Origin of the sequence: Pseudomonas mucoides (genome assembly GCF_015461845.1) — a bacterium.
In the GTDB taxonomy this organism is placed as follows: domain Bacteria; phylum Pseudomonadota; class Gammaproteobacteria; order Pseudomonadales; family Pseudomonadaceae; genus Aquipseudomonas; species Aquipseudomonas mucoides.
On record NZ_JACOPW010000002.1, the window covers coordinates 1,206,654 to 1,224,186 of the forward strand.

16 protein-coding genes are annotated in these 17,533 nt (G+C 59.3%); 7 read left to right on the forward strand and 9 right to left on the reverse strand.

Annotation, left to right across the window (positions count from 1 at the left end):
* Nucleotides 1–17 precede the first annotated feature (17 nt).
* Entirely contained in the window at nt 18–1,019 is a 1,002-nt protein-coding gene (locus tag H8F22_RS14280; RefSeq protein WP_194940347.1) for a glutathione S-transferase family protein, read from the forward strand.
* Nucleotides 1,020–1,125: 106 nt separating this feature from the next.
* On the opposite strand, the gene cysG is transcribed toward H8F22_RS14280, so the two are convergent.
* The 6 genes from cysG to H8F22_RS14310 form a co-directional block, all read right to left on the reverse strand.
* Nucleotides 1,126–2,520, reverse strand: a complete 1,395-nt coding sequence (cysG, locus tag H8F22_RS14285) for a siroheme synthase CysG (protein ID WP_027925136.1) — start codon at nt 2,518–2,520, stop codon at nt 1,126–1,128.
* Nucleotides 2,521–3,801, reverse strand: coding sequence for a serine--tRNA ligase (gene serS / locus H8F22_RS14290; protein WP_059182587.1), 1,281 nt, complete (start codon nt 3,799–3,801; stop codon nt 2,521–2,523).
* 16 nt (nt 3,802–3,817) lie between these two features.
* Nucleotides 3,818–4,192: a fluoride efflux transporter CrcB gene (crcB, locus tag H8F22_RS14295; protein WP_027925134.1), complete on the reverse strand. Its 375-nt coding sequence runs from the start codon at nt 4,190–4,192 to the stop codon at nt 3,818–3,820.
* Complete coding sequence (locus tag H8F22_RS14300; protein ID WP_027925133.1) at nt 4,192–5,514, reverse strand: replication-associated recombination protein A; 1,323 nt, start codon at nt 5,512–5,514, stop codon at nt 4,192–4,194. The genes crcB and H8F22_RS14300 overlap by 1 nt, the downstream gene beginning before the upstream one ends.
* 60 nt (nt 5,515–5,574) lie before the next feature.
* On the reverse strand, nt 5,575–6,198 hold the full coding sequence (lolA, locus tag H8F22_RS14305; protein ID WP_027925132.1) for an outer membrane lipoprotein chaperone LolA: 624 nt from the start codon (nt 6,196–6,198) through the stop codon (nt 5,575–5,577).
* Between the two features lie 68 nt (nt 6,199–6,266).
* On the reverse strand, nt 6,267–8,672 hold the full coding sequence (locus H8F22_RS14310) for a DNA translocase FtsK (RefSeq protein WP_027925131.1): 2,406 nt from the start codon (nt 8,670–8,672) through the stop codon (nt 6,267–6,269).
* A 308-nt stretch (nt 8,673–8,980) separates the two neighbouring features.
* Here H8F22_RS14310 and trxB point away from each other — a divergent pair, with 308 nt between their 5' ends.
* The 4 genes from trxB (at nt 8,981) to infA (ending at nt 11,769) form a co-directional block, all read left to right on the forward strand.
* The gene (trxB, locus tag H8F22_RS14315) at nt 8,981–9,940 is read left to right on the forward strand and encodes a thioredoxin-disulfide reductase (RefSeq protein WP_027925130.1); all 960 of its coding nucleotides are present in this window, start codon (nt 8,981–8,983) and stop codon (nt 9,938–9,940) included.
* A 64-nt stretch (nt 9,941–10,004) separates the two neighbouring features.
* Nucleotides 10,005–10,685 carry a leucyl/phenylalanyl-tRNA--protein transferase gene (gene aat, locus H8F22_RS14320; protein WP_027925129.1) on the forward strand — a complete coding sequence of 227 codons (681 nt, stop codon included), beginning with the start codon at nt 10,005–10,007 and terminating at the stop codon, nt 10,683–10,685.
* Between the two features lie 57 nt (nt 10,686–10,742).
* Nucleotides 10,743–11,450 (forward strand): arginyltransferase, encoded by a 708-nt coding sequence (locus H8F22_RS14325; protein ID WP_123432247.1) that lies wholly within the window; start codon nt 10,743–10,745, stop codon nt 11,448–11,450.
* Between the two features lie 100 nt (nt 11,451–11,550).
* Nucleotides 11,551–11,769 carry a translation initiation factor IF-1 gene (gene infA, locus H8F22_RS14330; protein WP_002553999.1) on the forward strand — a complete coding sequence of 73 codons (219 nt, stop codon included), beginning with the start codon at nt 11,551–11,553 and terminating at the stop codon, nt 11,767–11,769.
* Between the two features lie 804 nt (nt 11,770–12,573).
* Here infA and clpA read toward each other — a convergent pair.
* Together clpA and clpS are read right to left on the reverse strand one after the other, a co-directional pair.
* A complete protein-coding gene (clpA, locus tag H8F22_RS14335) occupies nt 12,574–14,844 on the reverse strand; it encodes an ATP-dependent Clp protease ATP-binding subunit ClpA (RefSeq protein WP_027925125.1) in 2,271 nt (756 codons plus the stop codon).
* 30 nt (nt 14,845–14,874) lie between these two features.
* On the reverse strand, nt 14,875–15,237 hold the full coding sequence (clpS, locus tag H8F22_RS14340) for an ATP-dependent Clp protease adapter ClpS (protein ID WP_027925124.1): 363 nt from the start codon (nt 15,235–15,237) through the stop codon (nt 14,875–14,877).
* Between the two features lie 225 nt (nt 15,238–15,462).
* Between clpS and H8F22_RS14345 the strand changes: the two genes are divergently transcribed.
* The gene (locus H8F22_RS14345) at nt 15,463–15,744 is read left to right on the forward strand and encodes a cold shock domain-containing protein (protein ID WP_194940348.1); all 282 of its coding nucleotides are present in this window, start codon (nt 15,463–15,465) and stop codon (nt 15,742–15,744) included.
* 60 nt (nt 15,745–15,804) lie between these two features.
* On the opposite strand, the gene icd is transcribed toward H8F22_RS14345, so the two are convergent.
* Entirely contained in the window at nt 15,805–17,061 is a 1,257-nt protein-coding gene (icd, locus tag H8F22_RS14350) for an NADP-dependent isocitrate dehydrogenase (protein WP_027925122.1), read from the reverse strand.
* Here icd and H8F22_RS14355 point away from each other — a divergent pair.
* A complete protein-coding gene (locus tag H8F22_RS14355; protein WP_032833628.1) occupies nt 17,060–17,287 on the forward strand; it encodes a hypothetical protein in 228 nt (75 codons plus the stop codon). The two genes, icd and H8F22_RS14355, sit on opposite strands and share 2 nt — an antisense overlap.
* The last annotated feature ends 246 nt before the right edge of the window (nt 17,288–17,533 follow it).

Sequence of the window (17,533 nt, forward strand, 5' to 3'; positions counted from 1 at the left end):
TTTGAGGAGTCTTGATCATGGGTTTATTAGTCGAAGGCCGCTGGCAAGACCAGTGGTACGAAAGCGGCAAGGACGGCGCGTTCCAGCGCGAACAGGCGCAACGCCGCAACTGGGTCACCACCGACGGCAAGCCGGGCCTGACCGGTGTCGGTGGCTTTGCCGCCGAAGCCGGCCGCTATCACCTCTACGTGTCCCTCGCCTGTCCGTGGGCTCACCGCACGCTGATCCTGCGCAAACTCAAAGGCCTCGAAAACCTGATTGACGTATCGGTGGTCAGCTGGCTGATGCTGGAAAACGGCTGGACCTTCGACCAGCGCCTGGGCTCCACCGGCGACAAACTCGATCATCTCGACTTCATGCACCAGCGTTACACCGCCGACACCGCCAACTACACCGGCCGCGTCACGGTGCCGGTGCTGTGGGACAAACAACAGAACCGCATCGTCAACAATGAATCGGCGGAGATCATCCGCATGTTCAACAGCGCATTCGATGACCTGACCGGCAATGACCTGGATTTCTACCCTGAGCCACTGCGCGGTGAAATCGATGCGTTGAATGAGCGGATTTACCCGGCGGTGAACAACGGCGTGTACCGCGCCGGGTTTGCGACCTCGCAGCACGCTTATGAAGAAGCGTTTGATGGTTTGTTTGAAGAGCTGGATCGGCTGGAGCAGCTGCTAGGCGCCAATCGTTACCTGACCGGCGAATACCTGACCGAAGCGGATATTCGGCTGTTCACCACGCTGATTCGTTTTGACGCGGTGTACCACGGGCACTTCAAGTGCAACCTGCGGCGGATTGCCGATTATCCGAACCTGTCGAACTGGTTGCGTGAGATTTACCAGTGGCCGGGGATTGCCGAGACGGTGAGTTTTGAGCACATCAAGCATCACTACTACGGCAGCCACAAGACCATCAACCCGACCGGGATTGTGCCGAAAGGGCCGGCACAGGACTTTACCGTGGCGCATGATCGGGCGCGGTTGAGCGGAAAAGGGGTTTGGCGCAAGGCCTGAGGTTTTGTGCAGGATTTGAAGGCCCCATCGCGAGCAAGCTCGGTTCCTACAACGACACAAATCACTGTAGGAGCCGGGCTTGCCCGCGATGGAGGCGACTCGGTCTCTAGACTTGCGCCTGAGCCCCTTCGAACCACGCCAGTTTCTCGCGCAGTTGCACCACTTCCCCAACAATCACCAACGTCGGTGCATGCACTTCATGCTCCGCGACCAACCGTGGCAGGTCCGCCAACGTGCCGGTAAACACCCGCTGATTGACCGTAGTGCCCTGCTGAATCAACGCCGCCGGGGTATCCGCACCGCGACCGTGCTTGATCAACTGCTCGCAGATAACCGGCAAGCCCACCAGGCCCATGTAGAACACCAGCGTCTGCGCAGGCGCGACGAGGTCGGCCCACGGCAGATCGGTGGAACCGTCCTTCAAATGCCCGGTGACAAACCGTACGGACTGGGCGTAATCGCGATGGGTCAGCGGAATCCCGGCGTACGCCGCGCAACCGCTGGCCGCCGTGATACCCGGCACCACCTGGAACGGGATGCCATGGGCCGCCAGCTCTTCGATCTCTTCACCGCCGCGACCGAAGATAAACGGATCACCGCCCTTCAACCGCACCACGCGCTTGCCAGCCTTGGCCAGATCGACCAGTTGCTGGTTGATCTGATCCTGCGGCACGGCGTGATCGGCGCGGCGCTTGCCGACGTAAACGCGCTCGGCATCACGACGGCACAATTCCAGAATCGCCGGGGCCACCAAGCGGTCATACAACACCACGTCAGCTTGCTGCATCAGCCGCAAGGCACGGAACGTCAGCAGGTCGGGATCACCCGGCCCTGCCCCGACCAGGTATACCTCGCCGGTCGTAACATCCGCTTCGCCGTCGATTTTCGCCTGCAACAGACGTTCGGCTTCGGCGCCCTGCCCGGCCAGTTGCCGGTCAGCAATCGGGCCTTGGAAGACGTCTTCCCAGAACCCGCGACGCTGCTGCACATCCGGAAACAGACCTTTGACCTGATGGCGGAAACGCGCCGCCAAACCGGCCAGTTGACCGTAGGTAGAAGGAATCCAGGTTTCAATCTTGGCGCGAATCAACCGGGCCAGCACCGGCGCATCGCCGCCGCTGGACACCGCAATAATCAGCGGGGAACGATCGACAATCGCCGGAAAGATCACGCTGCACAGGGCCGGTGCGTCAACGACGTTGACCGGCACACACCGCCGATGGGCATCGGCGGACACTTGCGCGTTCAATGGCTCGTCGTCGGTGGCGGCAATGATCAGCCCGCAACCGTCCAGATCCGTTTCGACATAACCCCGTAACAGGCACTCGCCGCCGCTGCCGGCCACCAGTTCGCGCAGTTGCGGTTCGATTTCAGGTGCAACCACCCGCAGCAGCGCACCGGCATCGGCCAGCAGGCGGGATTTGCGCAAGGCAATCTCCCCCCCACCGACAACCAACACACGACTGCCGCGCAGGTTGTGAAACAGCGGCAGATAGTTCATTTAGCCGATGACCTCAAGGCCACCCATGTACGGCTTCAGCACGTCAGGCACGCGGATCGAACCGTCGGCCTGCTGATAGTTCTCCAGCACCGCCACCAGGGTACGACCGACCGCCAGGCCGGAACCGTTCAGGGTGTGAACCAGTTCAGGCTTGCCGGTTTCCGGGTTGCGGAAACGCGCTTGCATGCGACGGGCCTGGAAATCGCCGCAGTTGGAGCACGACGAAATCTCGCGGTACTTGTCCTGGCTCGGAATCCACACTTCCAGGTCGTACGTCTTGACCGCGCTGAAGCCCATGTCGCCGGTGCACAGCGCCAGGGTGCGGTAAGGCAGCTCCAGCAGTTGCAGGACTTTCTCGGCGTTGGCGGTCAGGCTTTCCAGCGCTTCCATCGAGGTCGACGGCTCAACGATCTGGACCATTTCAACTTTGTCGAACTGGTGCTGACGGATCATGCCGCGGGTGTCACGACCCGACGCACCGGCTTCGCTGCGGAAGCACGGGGTGTGGGCCACGAACTTGATCGGCAGCAGTTTCGAATCAACGATTTCGCCAGCGACGATGTTGGTCAGCGACACTTCGGCAGTCGGGATCAGGTACAGATCGGCTTCGCCTTCGCGGGCGATCTTGAACAGGTCTTCTTCGAACTTCGGCAGTTGACCGGTGCCTTGCAGCGCCGGCGCCTGGACCAGATAAGGCGTGTAGGCCTCTTCGTAGCCGTGCTCGGTAACGTGCAGGTTGATCATGAATTGCGCCAGCGCACGGTGCAGACGGGCAATCGGGCCGCGCAGCAGGGCGAAACGCGCGCCGGACAGCTTGGCGGCGGTTTCGAAGTCCAGCCAGCCGAATTTCTCGCCCAGGGCCACGTGGTCCTGAACCGGGAAATCGAACGCGGTCGGGGTGCCCCAGCGACGGACTTCGACATTGCCGTCTTCGTCTTCGCCAATCGGCACCGATTCGTGCGGCAGGTTGGGGATGCCCAGCAGGATCGAATCCAGATCGGTCTGGATCGCGTCCAGCTCGACTTTACCGGCGCTCAATTCGCTGGCCATGCGCTCGACGTCAGCCATCAGTGGCGCGATGTCTTCGCCGCGCTGCTTGGCCTGACCGATGGATTTGGAACGGGCATTACGCTCAGCCTGCAGTGCTTCGGTGCGGGTCTGGACGGTCTTGCGCTGTTCTTCCAGCGCTTCGATGCGCGCAACATCCAGCGTGTAGCCACGGGATGCCAGGCGGTCCGCTACGTCCTGAAGGTTGCTACGTAACAGTTTGGAATCGAGCATGTCGGTTTCTCGTTTATCAAAGTTTGGTCAAGGACAGGCCGGCCCAGGTGGCAAGCAGCCCGCCGAATACGCTGAGCGTCGCATAGCCCAGGGCCAGCGGCACTTGCCCGCTTTCCAGCAGGCGCACCGTATCCAGTGAAAAGGATGAAAAAGTCGTCAGCCCTCCGAGGAAGCCGACGATCAACCCGGCACGCACCTCAAGCGGCACCTCCGGACGAATCAAAAAAAGACCGTATAGAGCACCGATCAGCAAACAGCCCACGATATTAACGGCCAGCGTCGCGGTATAGAAGTGCCGCGGCCAATTAGCGTTGATCCAGTTTCCGGTAGCAAAACGTAACAGTGTGCCGGCGACACCGCCGATGGACACCGCGATGACCAATGGAATCACTATTTTCTCCGCTGCCGAGGGCTTAGACGGTCAAGTTGGGCGAGGTGATTGAGCTTTTCGCCGATCTTCAATTCCAGGCCACGCGGCACTGGCTGGTAGAACGGCTGCGGTTCGAGTTCTTCCGGGAAGTAGTCTTCGCCCGCGGCGTAGGCATCCGGCTCATCGTGGGCGTAACGGTATTCGTCGCCGTAGCCGAGTTGCTTCATCAATTTGGTCGGGGCATTGCGCAGGTGCAGCGGCACTTCCAGCGAACCGTGCTCGGTGGCGCTGCGCATCGCGGCCTTGAAGCCCATGTACACCGCGTTGCTTTTCGGCGCGCAGGCCAGATAGGTAATGGCCTGGGCCACCGCCAATTCACCTTCGGGGCTGCCGAGGCGCTCCTGCACTTCCCACGCCGCCAGGCACAGGCTCAGGGCGCGCGGGTCGGCATTGCCGATGTCTTCGCTGGCCATGCGCACCACGCGCCGGGCCAGGTACAGCGGATCGCAACCGCCGTCGATCATCCGCGCGAACCAATACAACGCGCCGTCCGGGTTGGAGCCGCGCACCGATTTATGCAGCGCGGAAATCTGGTCGTAGAACGCTTCGCCGCCCTTGTCAAAACGCCGACGGGTATCGCCGAGCAGACTTTGCAGGAGATCGACGCCGATCTCGCTGTTGTCTTCGGCCAGGTCCGAGGCGTTTTCCAGCAGATTGAGCAGCCGCCGGCCATCGCCATCGGCGGCGGACAACAGCATCTGGAAGCCTTCATCGCTGAGTGTCAGCTGGCGCTTACCCAACCCACGCTCTTCGGTCAGCGCGCGATGCACCAGTTTGCGCAGTGCCGCTTCGTCGAGGCTCTTGAGCACATAGACGCGGGCCCGCGAGAGCAAGGCGTTGTTGAGTTCGAACGAGGGGTTTTCGGTGGTCGCGCCGATAAAAATCAGCGTGCCGTCTTCAACGTACGGCAGGAACGCGTCCTGCTGGGACTTGTTGAAGCGGTGAACTTCATCGACAAACAAGATCGTACGTTTGCCGTACTGCCCGGCCTGTTGCTTGGCGATTTCCACCGCCTGACGGATTTCCTTCACGCCGGCCAGCACCGCCGAGACCGTTTCGAAGTGCGCATCCGAGACTTCCGCCAGCAACCGCGCCAGGGTGGTTTTGCCCACGCCCGGCGGGCCCCAGAAAATCATCGAATGCAGGGCGCCCTGCTCCAGCGCTTCACGCAAAGGCTTGCCGCGAGCGAGCAGGTGTTCCTGACCGACGTACTCGTCCAGATTGGCCGCACGCAGGCGGGCGGCCAAGGGCTGAGCAATCGGGGCGCTGCGAAACAGGTCCATCACGACTTGCGAAACCTCACTACTTGAACACTGCAGGCTCACTCCTACAGGTATTGCGGTTTATTCCTGGATCACGTCCGCCCCTTTAGGGATGTCGAACTTGAACTTGGACGCCGGGATCGGCTCGTTGGCCTTCACACCGGTGAACAGGATATTGGTGCGCTGACCGACGCTGTCGATCAGTTGCATGTCGTTGACCAGACCGTTACGGAACGACAGACGCAGGCTGTCGAACAAGGTGTCTTTGGTTTTCGGCTTCAGGGTGAAGTCGATCACGCCGCCGGCTTCCTTGGCGCTGATGTCGAAGCTCTGGCTGATCTTGGACACATCACCAGACAGCAGCAGCGCCGGGGTCTGGGTCAGACGCATGTCGAGGGTCTTGATAGTGACCTGCTCCAGATCCGGGTCCCACAGGGTGACCTTCTTGCCGTCGGACACCATGGTTTGTTCAGCCGGCGCATTGGTGTGCCAGTAGAACAGACCCGGGCGCTGCAACGACATATCACCAGCGGTTTCCTGCAACTGGGTGCCGCTGCCATCAAGCGTCAGCTGGGAGAAACGTGCGGTCAATGTCTGGGATTTTTCCAGCAATTGGGTCAGGCGCGCCACGTCCTTGTCATCGGCGTGGGCCGAGAGCGTGGTCAAAGCTAGAACCGGCAGCAACAACATGCGGATAAGACGCATGGGAGTCCTCTTGATATTCGTGGGGGGTGCGAGTGGCGCGTCACTGCGCCACCCTGCTTCAAAGCAAATCAGTCGCGTACCGGGCCAGGCGCCAGGACTTCACGCGAACCGTTGGTATTCATGGACGTCACGACCCCGGCCATTTCCATGGCTTCGATCATGCGTGCGGCGCGGTTGTAGCCGATTTTCAGTTTGCGCTGAACGGCCGAGATGGACGCGCGACGGCTTTCCAGGACGAACTGCACCGCTTCGTCGTAGAGCGCATCGGTTTCAGCATCATCGTCGCCACCACCGCCGCCATTCTCAAAGCCGCTGCCGGCTTCTTCGACACCGGCGAGAATTTCGTCGTTGTATTCCGGTGCGCCGCGCAGTTTCCAGGCTTCCACCACGCGGTGAACCTCGTCATCGGACACGAACGCGCCGTGTACACGAATCGGCAGACTGGTGCCCGGTGGCATGTAGAGCATGTCACCGTGACCCAGCAATTGTTCGGCACCGCCCTGGTCGATGATGGTCCGGGAGTCGATCTTGCTTGACACCTGGAACGCCATACGCGTCGGGATGTTGGCCTTGATCAGACCGGTGATCACGTCCACCGACGGACGCTGGGTCGCCAGGATCAAGTGAATACCGGCAGCACGGGCCTTCTGGGCGATACGGGCGATCAGTTCTTCAACCTTCTTGCCGACGATCATCATCATGTCGGCAAATTCGTCGACGACCACGACGATGGTCGGCAGCTTGGTCAGCAGCGGCGCTTCGTCGTGAATGCTTTCGCGCTTGTACAACGGGTCGGTCAGCGGCGTGCCGGCGTCCTGGGCTTCCTTGACCTTGGCGTTGAAGCCGGACAGGTTTCGTACGCCCATCTTCGCCATCAGTTTATAGCGCCGCTCCATCTCCGCCACGCTCCAGCGCAGGGCGTTGGCCGCGTCCTTCATGTCGGTCACGACCGGGCACAGCAAGTGCGGGATGCCTTCGTAGATCGACAGCTCAAGCATTTTCGGGTCGATCATGATCAGTTTGGCGTCTTCAGGGCCGGACTTGAACAGGATCGACAGGATCATCGCGTTCACGCCCACCGACTTACCGGAACCGGTCGTACCGGCCACCAGCAAGTGCGGCATTTTCGCCAGGTCAGTGATGACCGGCTTGCCGCCGATGTCGTGACCGAGGGCCAGGGTGACCGGCGACTTGAAGTTGTCGTACTCAGGAGTCGACAGCACTTCGGAGAACCGCACGATCTGGCGGTCCTCGTTGGGGATCTCGATACCGACGGTGGTCTTGCCGGGAATCACTTCAACCACACGCACACTGGTCACGGCCAGGGAACGTGCCAGGTCTTTCGCCAGGTTGGCGATACGGCTGACTTTCACGCCTGCCGCCGGTTGAATTTCGTAACGGGTAATCACCGGGCCCGGGTGGATCGAATCCACCGAGACTTCGACGCCGAATTCCTTGAGCTTGATTTCCAGCAAATGGCCAACCGCAGCCAGGGATTCGGGCGAGTAATTGAGTTGTTTCTTTTCCGCAGGGTCGAGGATCGAGATCGGCGGCAAGGTGCCTTCCACGGCGCTGTCGACGAACAACGGTGCCTGCTTCTCTTTCTCCACACGCTTGCTCGGTGCAGCGGGTTTCGGCGGCGCTGGCGCAATGACCGGCGGTACCTGCTTCTCGCGCTCGGACATGTGCTTGCTCAGGGCCTGTTCGCGTTCGATCAGCCGTTCCTTGACCTTGGCCTGCTCGCGCTTGTCGGTGACGGTCGGTGCGACCACGTCATGCACGCGATCGTCGACTTCACGCAGTTGCGCCACCAGTTGCTTGCGTTCGGTACGGGCTGCCCACCAACGATTGGCCGCGCCCTGGAACAGTTCGAACAGGTCGAGGGTGATCTTGCCGGTGACGTCCATCACCTTGAACCATGACAGGTCGGTGAACACCGTCAGGCCAAACAGGAACAGCGCGATGAACAGCAGCGTGCTGCCCTGGATGTTCAGCGCGTTCTTGGCCAGGTCGCCAAGGCTTTCGCCTAAAGCGCCGCCAGCACCCGCCGGAAGGCCGGTGGCGGCATGGAAATGGATGTGCGCCAGGGCGGCGCCAGACAGCACCAGAAACACCAGGCCGATCAGGCGCCAGGAGAACAGCCAGCCGCTCCACTGCCACGGCTCGTGGCGCTGACGGAAGATCTGATAGACCTTGACCGCGAGCAGCAACGGGAAGATATAGGCGAAGTAACCCAGCACCATGAACAGGATGTCAGCGCTGTAGGAACCGGCGGGACCGCCGAAGTTCTGCACGTCATCAATCTTGCTGTTGTGACTCCAGCCCGGATCGTCCTTGCCGTAAGTCAGCAAGGCCATCATCAGGAACAGGCACAAGGCGCCAATGGCGATCAATGCACCTTCCTTGAGCCGGTAGTGCAAATGCTGGCGCCAGAGCGGAACGACTGTTTTGGGTGCTGCGGTGGATTTCTTCAAAACGCTTCTTTTCCTGCGCCCGAGGCGCGTCCATCTGTTGAATGACTATAAAAAACTGCCCAATCCAGGCAGGTAAAAAAGTGAACAGGCTCAACCGGGACTACTTTTAACACTGCACCCCGTCTTTTATAAACATGGTGAGCACTGCTTATTTTGTTACAACCCCCTTTGCACGCAGGCATTGTACGGGTTTGTTCGCCCGATAACATGCGTGAGGCACTGGGTACAGCATAGCCAAAAAGTGCCGGTATATGCGGCCAATTTGAGCATGCATTCTCTTTCGTGACAAAGGCTTATGAGGTGTTTTTATGAGCGAAGCGAAGCATTCACGCCTGATCATTCTGGGTTCCGGCCCTGCCGGTTACAGCGCAGCCGTTTATGCCGCCCGCGCCAACCTCAAACCCGTTGTCATTACCGGCATACAGGCAGGTGGCCAGCTCACCACCACTGTCGAAGTCGACAACTGGCCCGGCGACGTCGAAGGGCTCACCGGCCCGGTGCTGATGGAGCGCATGCAAAAACACGCCGAACGCTTTGACACAGAGATCGTTTACGACCACATCCACACCGCCAAGTTGCAACAGCGCCCGTTTGAACTGATTGGCGACGGCGGCACCTACACCTGCGACGCCCTGATCATCGCCACCGGCGCTTCGGCGCAATACCTGGGCCTGCCCTCGGAAGAGACGTTCGCCGGCCGAGGGGTTTCCGCCTGCGCGACCTGCGACGGCTTTTTCTACCGCAATCAGGTGGTGGCGGTGATCGGTGGCGGCAATACCGCCGTTGAAGAGGCCCTGTATCTGTCGAACATCGCCAAGGAAGTCCATCTGATTCACCGTCGCGATAAGCTGCGCTCGGAGAAAATCCTCCAGGACAAACTGTTCGAGAAAGCCGCCAACGGCAATATTCGCCTGCACTGGAATCAGAATCTGGATGAAGTGCTGGGCGATGCCAGCGGCGTGACCGGCGCCCGCCTGCGCGACAGCCAGACCGGCGAAACCCGTGAGTTGGCGCTGGCCGGCGTGTTCATCGCCATCGGCCATAAACCCAATACCGATCTGTTTATCGATCAACTGCCGATGCGCGACGGCTATCTGCGGGTCAAAAGCGGCAACGAAGGCGACGCCACCGCCACCGCAATCCCCGGCGTGTTTGCCGCCGGCGATGTCGCCGATCACGTTTACCGCCAGGCCGTCACGTCCGCCGGGGCCGGTTGCATGGCCGCACTGGACGCCGAAAAATACCTCGACGACATTCCCACCGTTTAACGGCACACTTTACGGCGGGCCCACCAGCCCGCCACCGCCCTCCCCTTCTGCAAGCCCGGATGCCATGCTGACTTGGTTACAACGCAATACCCTGACCTTCCCCCCGCTGGAAAAAGCCATGCGCGACCCCAACGGGCTCTTGGCTGCCGGGGGCGATCTGTCTGCCGATCGTCTGATTCAGGCCTATCGCCATGGCTGCTTTCCGTGGTTCTCTGAAGGCCAGCCGATTCTCTGGTGGTCGCCGGATCCGCGCACCGTGTTGTTTCCCGACGAACTGCATGTTTCCCGCAGCCTGGGTAAATTGCTGCGCCAACAGCGCTATCAAGTGACCTTCGATCAGGATTTCGCCGCCGTCATCCGTGCCTGCGCCGCGCCGCGTGATTACGCCGACGGCACCTGGATCACCCAGGCCATGCAGGACGCCTACATTGAACTGCACAGGCGCGGCCATGCGCATTCGGTGGAAGTCTGGGATCAGGGCGAGCTGGTTGGCGGGCTGTACGGCCTGGCGATGGGGCAGTTGTTCTTCGGCGAGTCCATGTTCAGCCGCGCCGACAACGCCTCCAAATTTGGCTTTGCCACACTGGTGCGACATCTGAAAGACTCGGGTTTTGTGCTGATTGACTGCCAGATGCCGACCGATCATCTGCACAGTCTCGGCGCACGAGCGATCCCACGCCGCGAATTCGCCGGTTACCTGGCGCAGCACCTGGATCAACCCAACCGCGCCACATGGGTTTGCTGAGCGACTTTCGCGCCGGTGGCTTACACTTAATTCAAAGCTTTTTCCCGAGGGTTGATCATGACCGAGTTGGCGCGTTTGAAGTTCTATGCCACTCAGCCCCACTCTTGCAGCTATCTGCCAGATGAACAGGCCACGACCCTGTTTCTCGACCCTAGCCAGCCCATGGATGTGCATGTCTATGCAGATTTGTCTGAAATGGGTTTTCGGCGCAGCGGCGACCACCTCTACCGGCCTCATTGCCAGAACTGCAACGCGTGCGTCCCGGCGCGCATCCCTGTGGCGCAATTCACCCCCAATCGCCAACAGAAGCGCATTTTCAAACGCAATGCCGACCTGCAGGTTCGCCCCGCCAGGGCGCAGTTCAGCGAAGAGTATTTCGACCTCTACCAGCGCTACATCGAACAGCGCCACGCGGATGGCGACATGTACCCGCCGAGTCGTGATCAATTCTCCACGTTCCTTGTGAGGGATCTGCCGTTCTCGCGTTTCTACGAATTTCGTCTCGAAGGGCGGCTGCTGGCGGTGGCCGTCACCGACTTACTGCCGAACGGTCTGTCGGCGGTTTACACCTTTTACGAACCGTCCGAAGAACGTCGCAGCCTGGGGCGTTTTGCGATCCTGTGGCAGATCGGCGAGACCCGGCGCCTTGGACTGGAGGCCGTCTATCTCGGCTACTGGATCAAAAACTGCAAAAAGATGAGCTACAAGACCCAATATCGGCCTATCGAACTGCTGATTAATCAACGCTGGGTCATCCTGAACTAGAACCCCTTGGCTTAAACCCCATTTTTCGGGCACAATGCACGCCGCTTTTGCCTGGCGCAGTTGCACCGGGCCATTCATTGGACACCGAGGGCTTTACTGCATGTCGAAAGAAGACAGCTTCGAAATGGAAGGCACTGTCGTCGACACCCTGCCCAACACCATGTTTCGTGTGGAGTTGGAAAATGGGCACGTCGTAACCGCGCATATCTCCGGCAAGATGCGCAAGAACTACATTCGTATTCTTACCGGTGACAAAGTGCGCGTCGAGCTGACGCCCTATGACTTGAGCAAAGGGCGCATCACTTACCGCGCTCGCTAATCAAGTCAATACAAAACGCCCGGTTTATGCCGGGCGTTTTTGTTTGTCTGCGATTTGGTGGGGTTTGGGGGTTGTGTGTATATCCGTTGCTGCGGTCACGGCGGCTGGCGGTTTCGCTCTTACAGCGAGTCACTTTTGACAAACGCGGTACGCCTCAAAAGTAACCAAAAAGTCTTCGCCCCGGCGTACGGCGCCTCGCTGAGGCTCCGCGTACCCTCGCTACGGTGTCCATCAGGGGGCATCGCCTCCGGCCTGCTTCGCGACGACCTCCTCTCGATGTGTGCCGCCTAACCCCCTGATGGACACCTACGCTCGGCCTGCCGAAGGGGCGAAAGATCAAAAGATCGCAGCCTCGTTTCACTCGACAGCTCCTACAGGGGATGGGTGTGCATGTGCTTCTCACCACTCAACAGGATGAGCGTTAGCTCGGCTGCAGCTCTTGATCTTGATCCACGGGCGACATCGGAAGGCTGAGGGGAGGGATTCATCCGGGGTGGGAGCGCAGCGACCGTTCGACGAAGTCGAACACATCGAGAGGAGGTGCAGCGAAGCAAACCGGAGGCGATGCCCCCCGGATGGATCCCGGAGCGAAGGAACCCCGAGCCCCAGCGAGTGGGCCGAACGTAGGAGCAAGCGTTTTTTTGCTTACTTTTTTTAGGCGTTTGTAAAAAAAGTGAGTCGCCGTAAGGGCGAAACCGCCAGCCGCCGTTACCGCACCAACGGATATACACCCACCCCCCCCAAACCCCAAACAGCAAAAAGGCGCCCGAAGGCGCCTTTCGCTTTACAACAGATCAACAGCCGTCAGGCCATCTCAGCCGTGGTCTCGAACTCGAAGGTCAGCTCGCCATCCTTCAGATCGATATGCACCACACCACCATGGTCGGCCAGCTCGCCAAAGAGGATCTCTTCGGCCAGTGGACGCTTGATCTTGTCCTGGATCAAACGCGCCATTGGACGAGCACCCATTGCCGTGTCGTAGCCACCCACTGCCAGCCAGCCGCGCGCTGCGTCCGTCACTTCCAGCTGCACGCGCTTGTCTTCCAACTGCGCCTGAAGCTCGGTAAGGAACTTGTCCACCACGCTTTTGATGACCTCATGGCTGAGGCGACCAAACTGGATAATGGTGTCCAGACGGTTGCGGAACTCTGGCGTGAAGCTCTTCTTGATCACTTCCATCGCATCGGACGAGTGGTCCTGATGGGTGAAACCGATCGAAGCACGCGCCGCTGTTTCGGCACCGGCGTTGGTCGTCATGATGACGATCACGTTACGGAAATCCGCCTTGCGCCCGTTGTTATCGGTCAGCGTACCGTGGTCCATGACCTGCAGCAGCAGGTTAAAGACTTCCGGATGCGCCTTCTCGATCTCGTCGAGCAACAGCACGCAGTGAGGCTGCTTGGTGATGGCTTCGGTCAGCAGACCGCCCTGATCGAACCCGACGTAGCCTGGAGGTGCACCGATCAGACGCGATACGGTGTGGCGCTCCATGTACTCGGACATGTCGAAGCGAACCAGTTCGATGCCCAACGCCTTGGCCAGTTGACGCGCCGCTTCGGTTTTACCGACACCGGTCGGCCCTGCGAACAGGAACGAACCGACAGGCTTGTCAGGCGACTTGAGGCCCGCACGGGACAGTTTGATCGCCGTCGACAACGAGTCGATGGCGGCATCCTGGCCAAATACGGTCAGCTTCAGGTCACGCTCAAGGTTACGCAGCAACTCTTTGTCGGAGCTGGTGACGTGCTTAGGCGGAATCCGAGCGATTTTCGCCACGATGTCCTCGACCTGAGGCACCTCGATGCGCTTCACACGCTTCTCGATTGGCTGCAGACGCTGATAGGCGCCCGCCTCGTCGATAACGTCGATCGCCTTGTCCGGCATGTGCCGGTCATTGATATAGCGCGAAGCCAGTTCAGCCGCCGCACGTAGCGCCTCATCACTGTATTCGATGTTGTGGTGCGCTTCGAAACGCCCTTTCAGGCCGCGCAGGATGCCAATGGTGTCTTCCACCGAAGGCTCCGACACATCGACCTTCTGGAAGCGTCGTGCCAAGGCACGGTCCTTCTCGAAGATCCCGCGGAATTCCTGGAACGTGGTCGAGCCGATGCAACGGATATCACCCGAGGACAGCAGCGGCTTGAGCAGGTTGGAGGCATCCATGACGCCACCGGACGCAGCACCCGCACCGATGATGGTGTGGATTTCGTCGATGAACAGGATCGCCTGCGGACGTTTTTTCAGCTCATTGAGCAGCGCCTTGAAGCGCTTCTCGAAATCACCACGGTATTTGGTCCCGGCCAGCAAGGCGCCCAAGTCGAGGGAATACACCACGCTGTTGGCCAGCAAATCCGGCACCTGGTTGTCGACAATGCGTTTGGCCAGGCCTTCGGCAATCGCGGTTTTACCCACGCCCGCCTCGCCCACCAACAGCGGATTGTTTTTACGACGGCGCGCCAGAATCTGTGCGACGCGTTCGACTTCCAGCTCACGGCCTACCAATGGATCGATTCGACCCTGGCGCGCGAGTTCGTTGAGGTTGCTGGCATAAGCATCCAGAGGATTGCCTGAAGATGAAGACTCACCGCCCTCGTCGTCCTGCATATCTTGCTCACCTTCAGAGTGATCGCCATGCCCGGGCACTTTGGAAATGCCATGGGCGATGTAGTTGACGACATCGATGCGCGCAACGCTCTGCTGTTTCAGCAGGAACACTGCCTGACTCTCTTGCTCACTGAAGATCGCGACCAGCACGTTGGCGCCAGTCACTTCGCGTTTGCCCGAGCTCTGTACGTGAAAAACAGCACGTTGCAGTACACGCTGGAAGCCCAGGGTTGGCTGGGTTTCACGATCCTCGTCATGGACAGGGATCAATGGCGTGGTGGAGTCGATGAACTCCTGCAGGTCATGCTTGAGTTTGTCGAGGTTTGCGCCGCACGCACGCAAAACAGTGGCGGCAGCCTCATTGTCCAATAGGGCCAGCAGGAGATGTTCGACGGTCATGAACTCATGACGCTTCGAACGGGCCTCCTTGAAGGCTAGATTGAGGGTGACTTCGAGCTCGCGGTTTAACATAGCTTCACCTCATACCCAAGTGGTCGGCGATTAACCGTCCTTCTCGATTTCACAGAGTAGCGGATGCTGGCTTTCCCTGGCGTACTGGTTGACCTGCATGGCCTTTGTCTCGGCGATGTCGCGGGTAAACACTCCACATACTGCCCGCCCTTCTGTATGGACGGCCAGCATGACCTTGGTCGCCAGCTCCCGATTCAGGTTAAAAAACACCTCGAGCACTTCGACGACGAAATCCATCGGTGTGTAGTCATCGTTGAACAAAACCACCTTGTACATCGGCGGCGCCTGTAACGCAGGCTTTGCCTCCTGAACAGCAATACCCGCTGAATCGTCGTCGTGTGAATCAGGATGATCCTGATTGAATGTTAGTCGAATCTGGCTGATTGCATGCATGGAAAGAAAGGTTCGTCAGTTGTGCTAATACAGTGGTGGGGGCGCCCAGGGACGATTTCAACACCGACCGCCCGGTCACCTTGACTATCGGGAAAACGGTGTTACAACCAATAGAGCCCACAGTGGGTAAAAAAGGTCCGCGGAGTCAATCTTAATTCCAAGATTAGACTGCGGATGTACTGGATGATACTCCAGTGATGGAGTCTGTTGCAGAGGGATATGAGCATGGCAGTCGGCAAGGTGAAATGGTTCAACAACGCCAAGGGATTCGGTTTCATTAACACCGACGCCAGAGAAGGTCGTGACGAGGATGGCAAGGAAATCGATTTCTTTGCCCACTATTCGGCCATCAAGATGGAGGGCTACAAGACCCTCAAGGCCGGACAGATCGTCAGCTTCGAGATCGTTCAAGGCCCCAAGGGACTGCACGCCGTAAACATTGGGGCCGCCCCGTCAGTGAGCGAGCCAGTCGCTCCCGCCACCCAGCAGGAGACGGTATCGAACTGACGCAACCGGCATTCAGACATGAAAAAACCGCCCGAGGGCGGTTTTTTTGTACCGGCTCGCTTACATATGCGAGATCAGCGCATCACCAAAGCCGGAAGACGACACCAGCTTCGCGCCGTCCATCAGGCGTTCGAAGTCATAGGTCACGGTCTTGGCGGAAATCGCGCCGTTGGTGCCCTTGATGATCAGGTCGGCCGCTTCGGTCCAGCCCATGTGACGCAGCATCATTTCAGCAGACAGGATCAGCGAGCCCGGGTTGACCTGGTCCTTGCCGGCGTACTTCGGCGCAGTACCGTGGGTCGCTTCGAACATGGCAATGGTGTCGGACAGGTTGGCACCCGGCGCGATACCGATACCGCCCACTTCCGCCGCCAGGGCGTCGGAGAGGTAGTCGCCGTTCAGGTTCAGGGTCGCGATCACATCGTATTCGGCCGGGCGCAGCAGGATCTGCTGGAGCATGGCGTCGGCGATGGCGTCCTTGACGATGACGTTCTTGCCGGTTTTCGGGTTCTTGAACTGCATCCACGGACCGCCGTCGAGCAGGGTCGCGCCGAACTCTTCAGCCGCCACTTCGTAGGCCCATTCCTTGAAGGCACCTTCGGTGAACTTCATGATGTTGCCTTTGTGCACGATGGTCAGCGAGTCGCGGTCGTTGTCGACCACATACTGCAGGGCCTTGCGCGCCAGGCGCTTGGTGCCTTGCAGCGAAACCGGCTTAATGCCGATACCGCAGTTTTCGTCGAAACGGATCTTGGTGACACCCATTTCATCTTTAAGGAACTTGATGACTTTGGTTGCTTCCGGCGAACCGGCTTTCCACTCGATACCGGCGTAGATGTCTTCCGAGTTCTCACGGAAAATCGTCATGTCGACGTCGCCTGGCTTTTTCACCGGGCTAGGCACGCCTTCGAACCAGCGCACAGGGCGCAGGCACACATAAAGGTCGAGTTGCTGACGCAGGGCCACGTTCAGGGAACGGATGCCGCCACCGACCGGGGTGGTCAGAGGGCCCTTGATGGAAACCACGTAATCTTTAACTGCGTCCAGGGTTTCCTGGGGTAGCCAGGTGTCCTGATCGTAAACCTGAGTCGCTTTTTCCCCGGCGTAGACTTCCATCCAGGAAATTTTGCGCTCGCCGCCGTAAGCCTTCTTAACAGCAGCATCGACAACCTTGATCATGACCGGGCTGATATCAACACCAATACCATCGCCTTCGATGAAGGGGATGATCGGGTTGTTAGGAACATTGAGAGAATGGTCCGCGTTGACGGTGATTTTGTCGCCGACTGCTGGAACCTGAATCTTCTTGTATCCCATGCTGAACTCCATTGTTTGGATTGAACATCTGGCTTCGTTCGAGCGTAACCCAGTTAAATCGGCGCGCAAACCCTATGTTCCATCCATCTGCCGCAAAGCTGCATTCCTCGCGGGCTACAAGCCTGAAAGCAAAGGGAAAAGCGCCAAAGTCGAGCACGACGAACGACTCTACGCCCCACTCGCCCCTGCGACCTTTAGACCAATGGACGATATTCCTTACTCATGAACCATCGGCAGATTGCCAGCTACCTATGTATAATGCCGCCGCTGACTAAAGGGTCACGACGGTGGAGAGGCTCTATGACGAGACTTTCCGCCCTATAAGCCGGTCTGTTACCGCAGTCCGAATGCTTGACGCCCTACTGATGCACCCAACATCACAGCAACGAAACCTCGATATTCGGCTCATGGATGACTTTGAACGAACGCGCTTACCCGGCGCCCCTCGAGTTTCTGCGCACGCTTTAGCAAA

Bases quoted from the DNA above. Each gene is read 5' to 3' on its own strand.
- H8F22_RS14280 (WP_194940347.1), top strand. From the start codon at position 18: ATGGGTTTATTAGTCGAAGGCCGCTGGCAAGACCAGTGGTACGAAAGC.
- cysG (WP_027925136.1), bottom strand. From the start codon at position 2,520: ATGAACTATCTGCCGCTGTTTCACAACCTGCGCGGCAGTCGTGTGTTG.
- serS (WP_059182587.1), bottom strand. From the start codon at position 3,801: ATGCTCGATTCCAAACTGTTACGTAGCAACCTTCAGGACGTAGCGGAC.
- H8F22_RS14300 (WP_027925133.1), bottom strand. From the start codon at position 5,514: ATGGACCTGTTTCGCAGCGCCCCGATTGCTCAGCCCTTGGCCGCCCGC.
- lolA (WP_027925132.1), bottom strand. From the start codon at position 6,198: ATGCGTCTTATCCGCATGTTGTTGCTGCCGGTTCTAGCTTTGACCACG.
- trxB (WP_027925130.1), top strand. From the start codon at position 8,981: ATGAGCGAAGCGAAGCATTCACGCCTGATCATTCTGGGTTCCGGCCCT.
- aat (WP_027925129.1), top strand. From the start codon at position 10,005: ATGCTGACTTGGTTACAACGCAATACCCTGACCTTCCCCCCGCTGGAA.
- H8F22_RS14325 (WP_123432247.1), top strand. From the start codon at position 10,743: ATGACCGAGTTGGCGCGTTTGAAGTTCTATGCCACTCAGCCCCACTCT.
- infA (WP_002553999.1), top strand. From the start codon at position 11,551: ATGTCGAAAGAAGACAGCTTCGAAATGGAAGGCACTGTCGTCGACACC.
- clpA (WP_027925125.1), bottom strand. From the start codon at position 14,844: ATGTTAAACCGCGAGCTCGAAGTCACCCTCAATCTAGCCTTCAAGGAG.
- clpS (WP_027925124.1), bottom strand. From the start codon at position 15,237: ATGCATGCAATCAGCCAGATTCGACTAACATTCAATCAGGATCATCCT.
- H8F22_RS14345 (WP_194940348.1), top strand. From the start codon at position 15,463: ATGGCAGTCGGCAAGGTGAAATGGTTCAACAACGCCAAGGGATTCGGT.
- H8F22_RS14355 (WP_032833628.1), top strand. From the start codon at position 17,060: ATGCTGAACTCCATTGTTTGGATTGAACATCTGGCTTCGTTCGAGCGT.
- icd (WP_027925122.1), bottom strand. From the start codon at position 17,061: ATGGGATACAAGAAGATTCAGGTTCCAGCAGTCGGCGACAAAATCACC.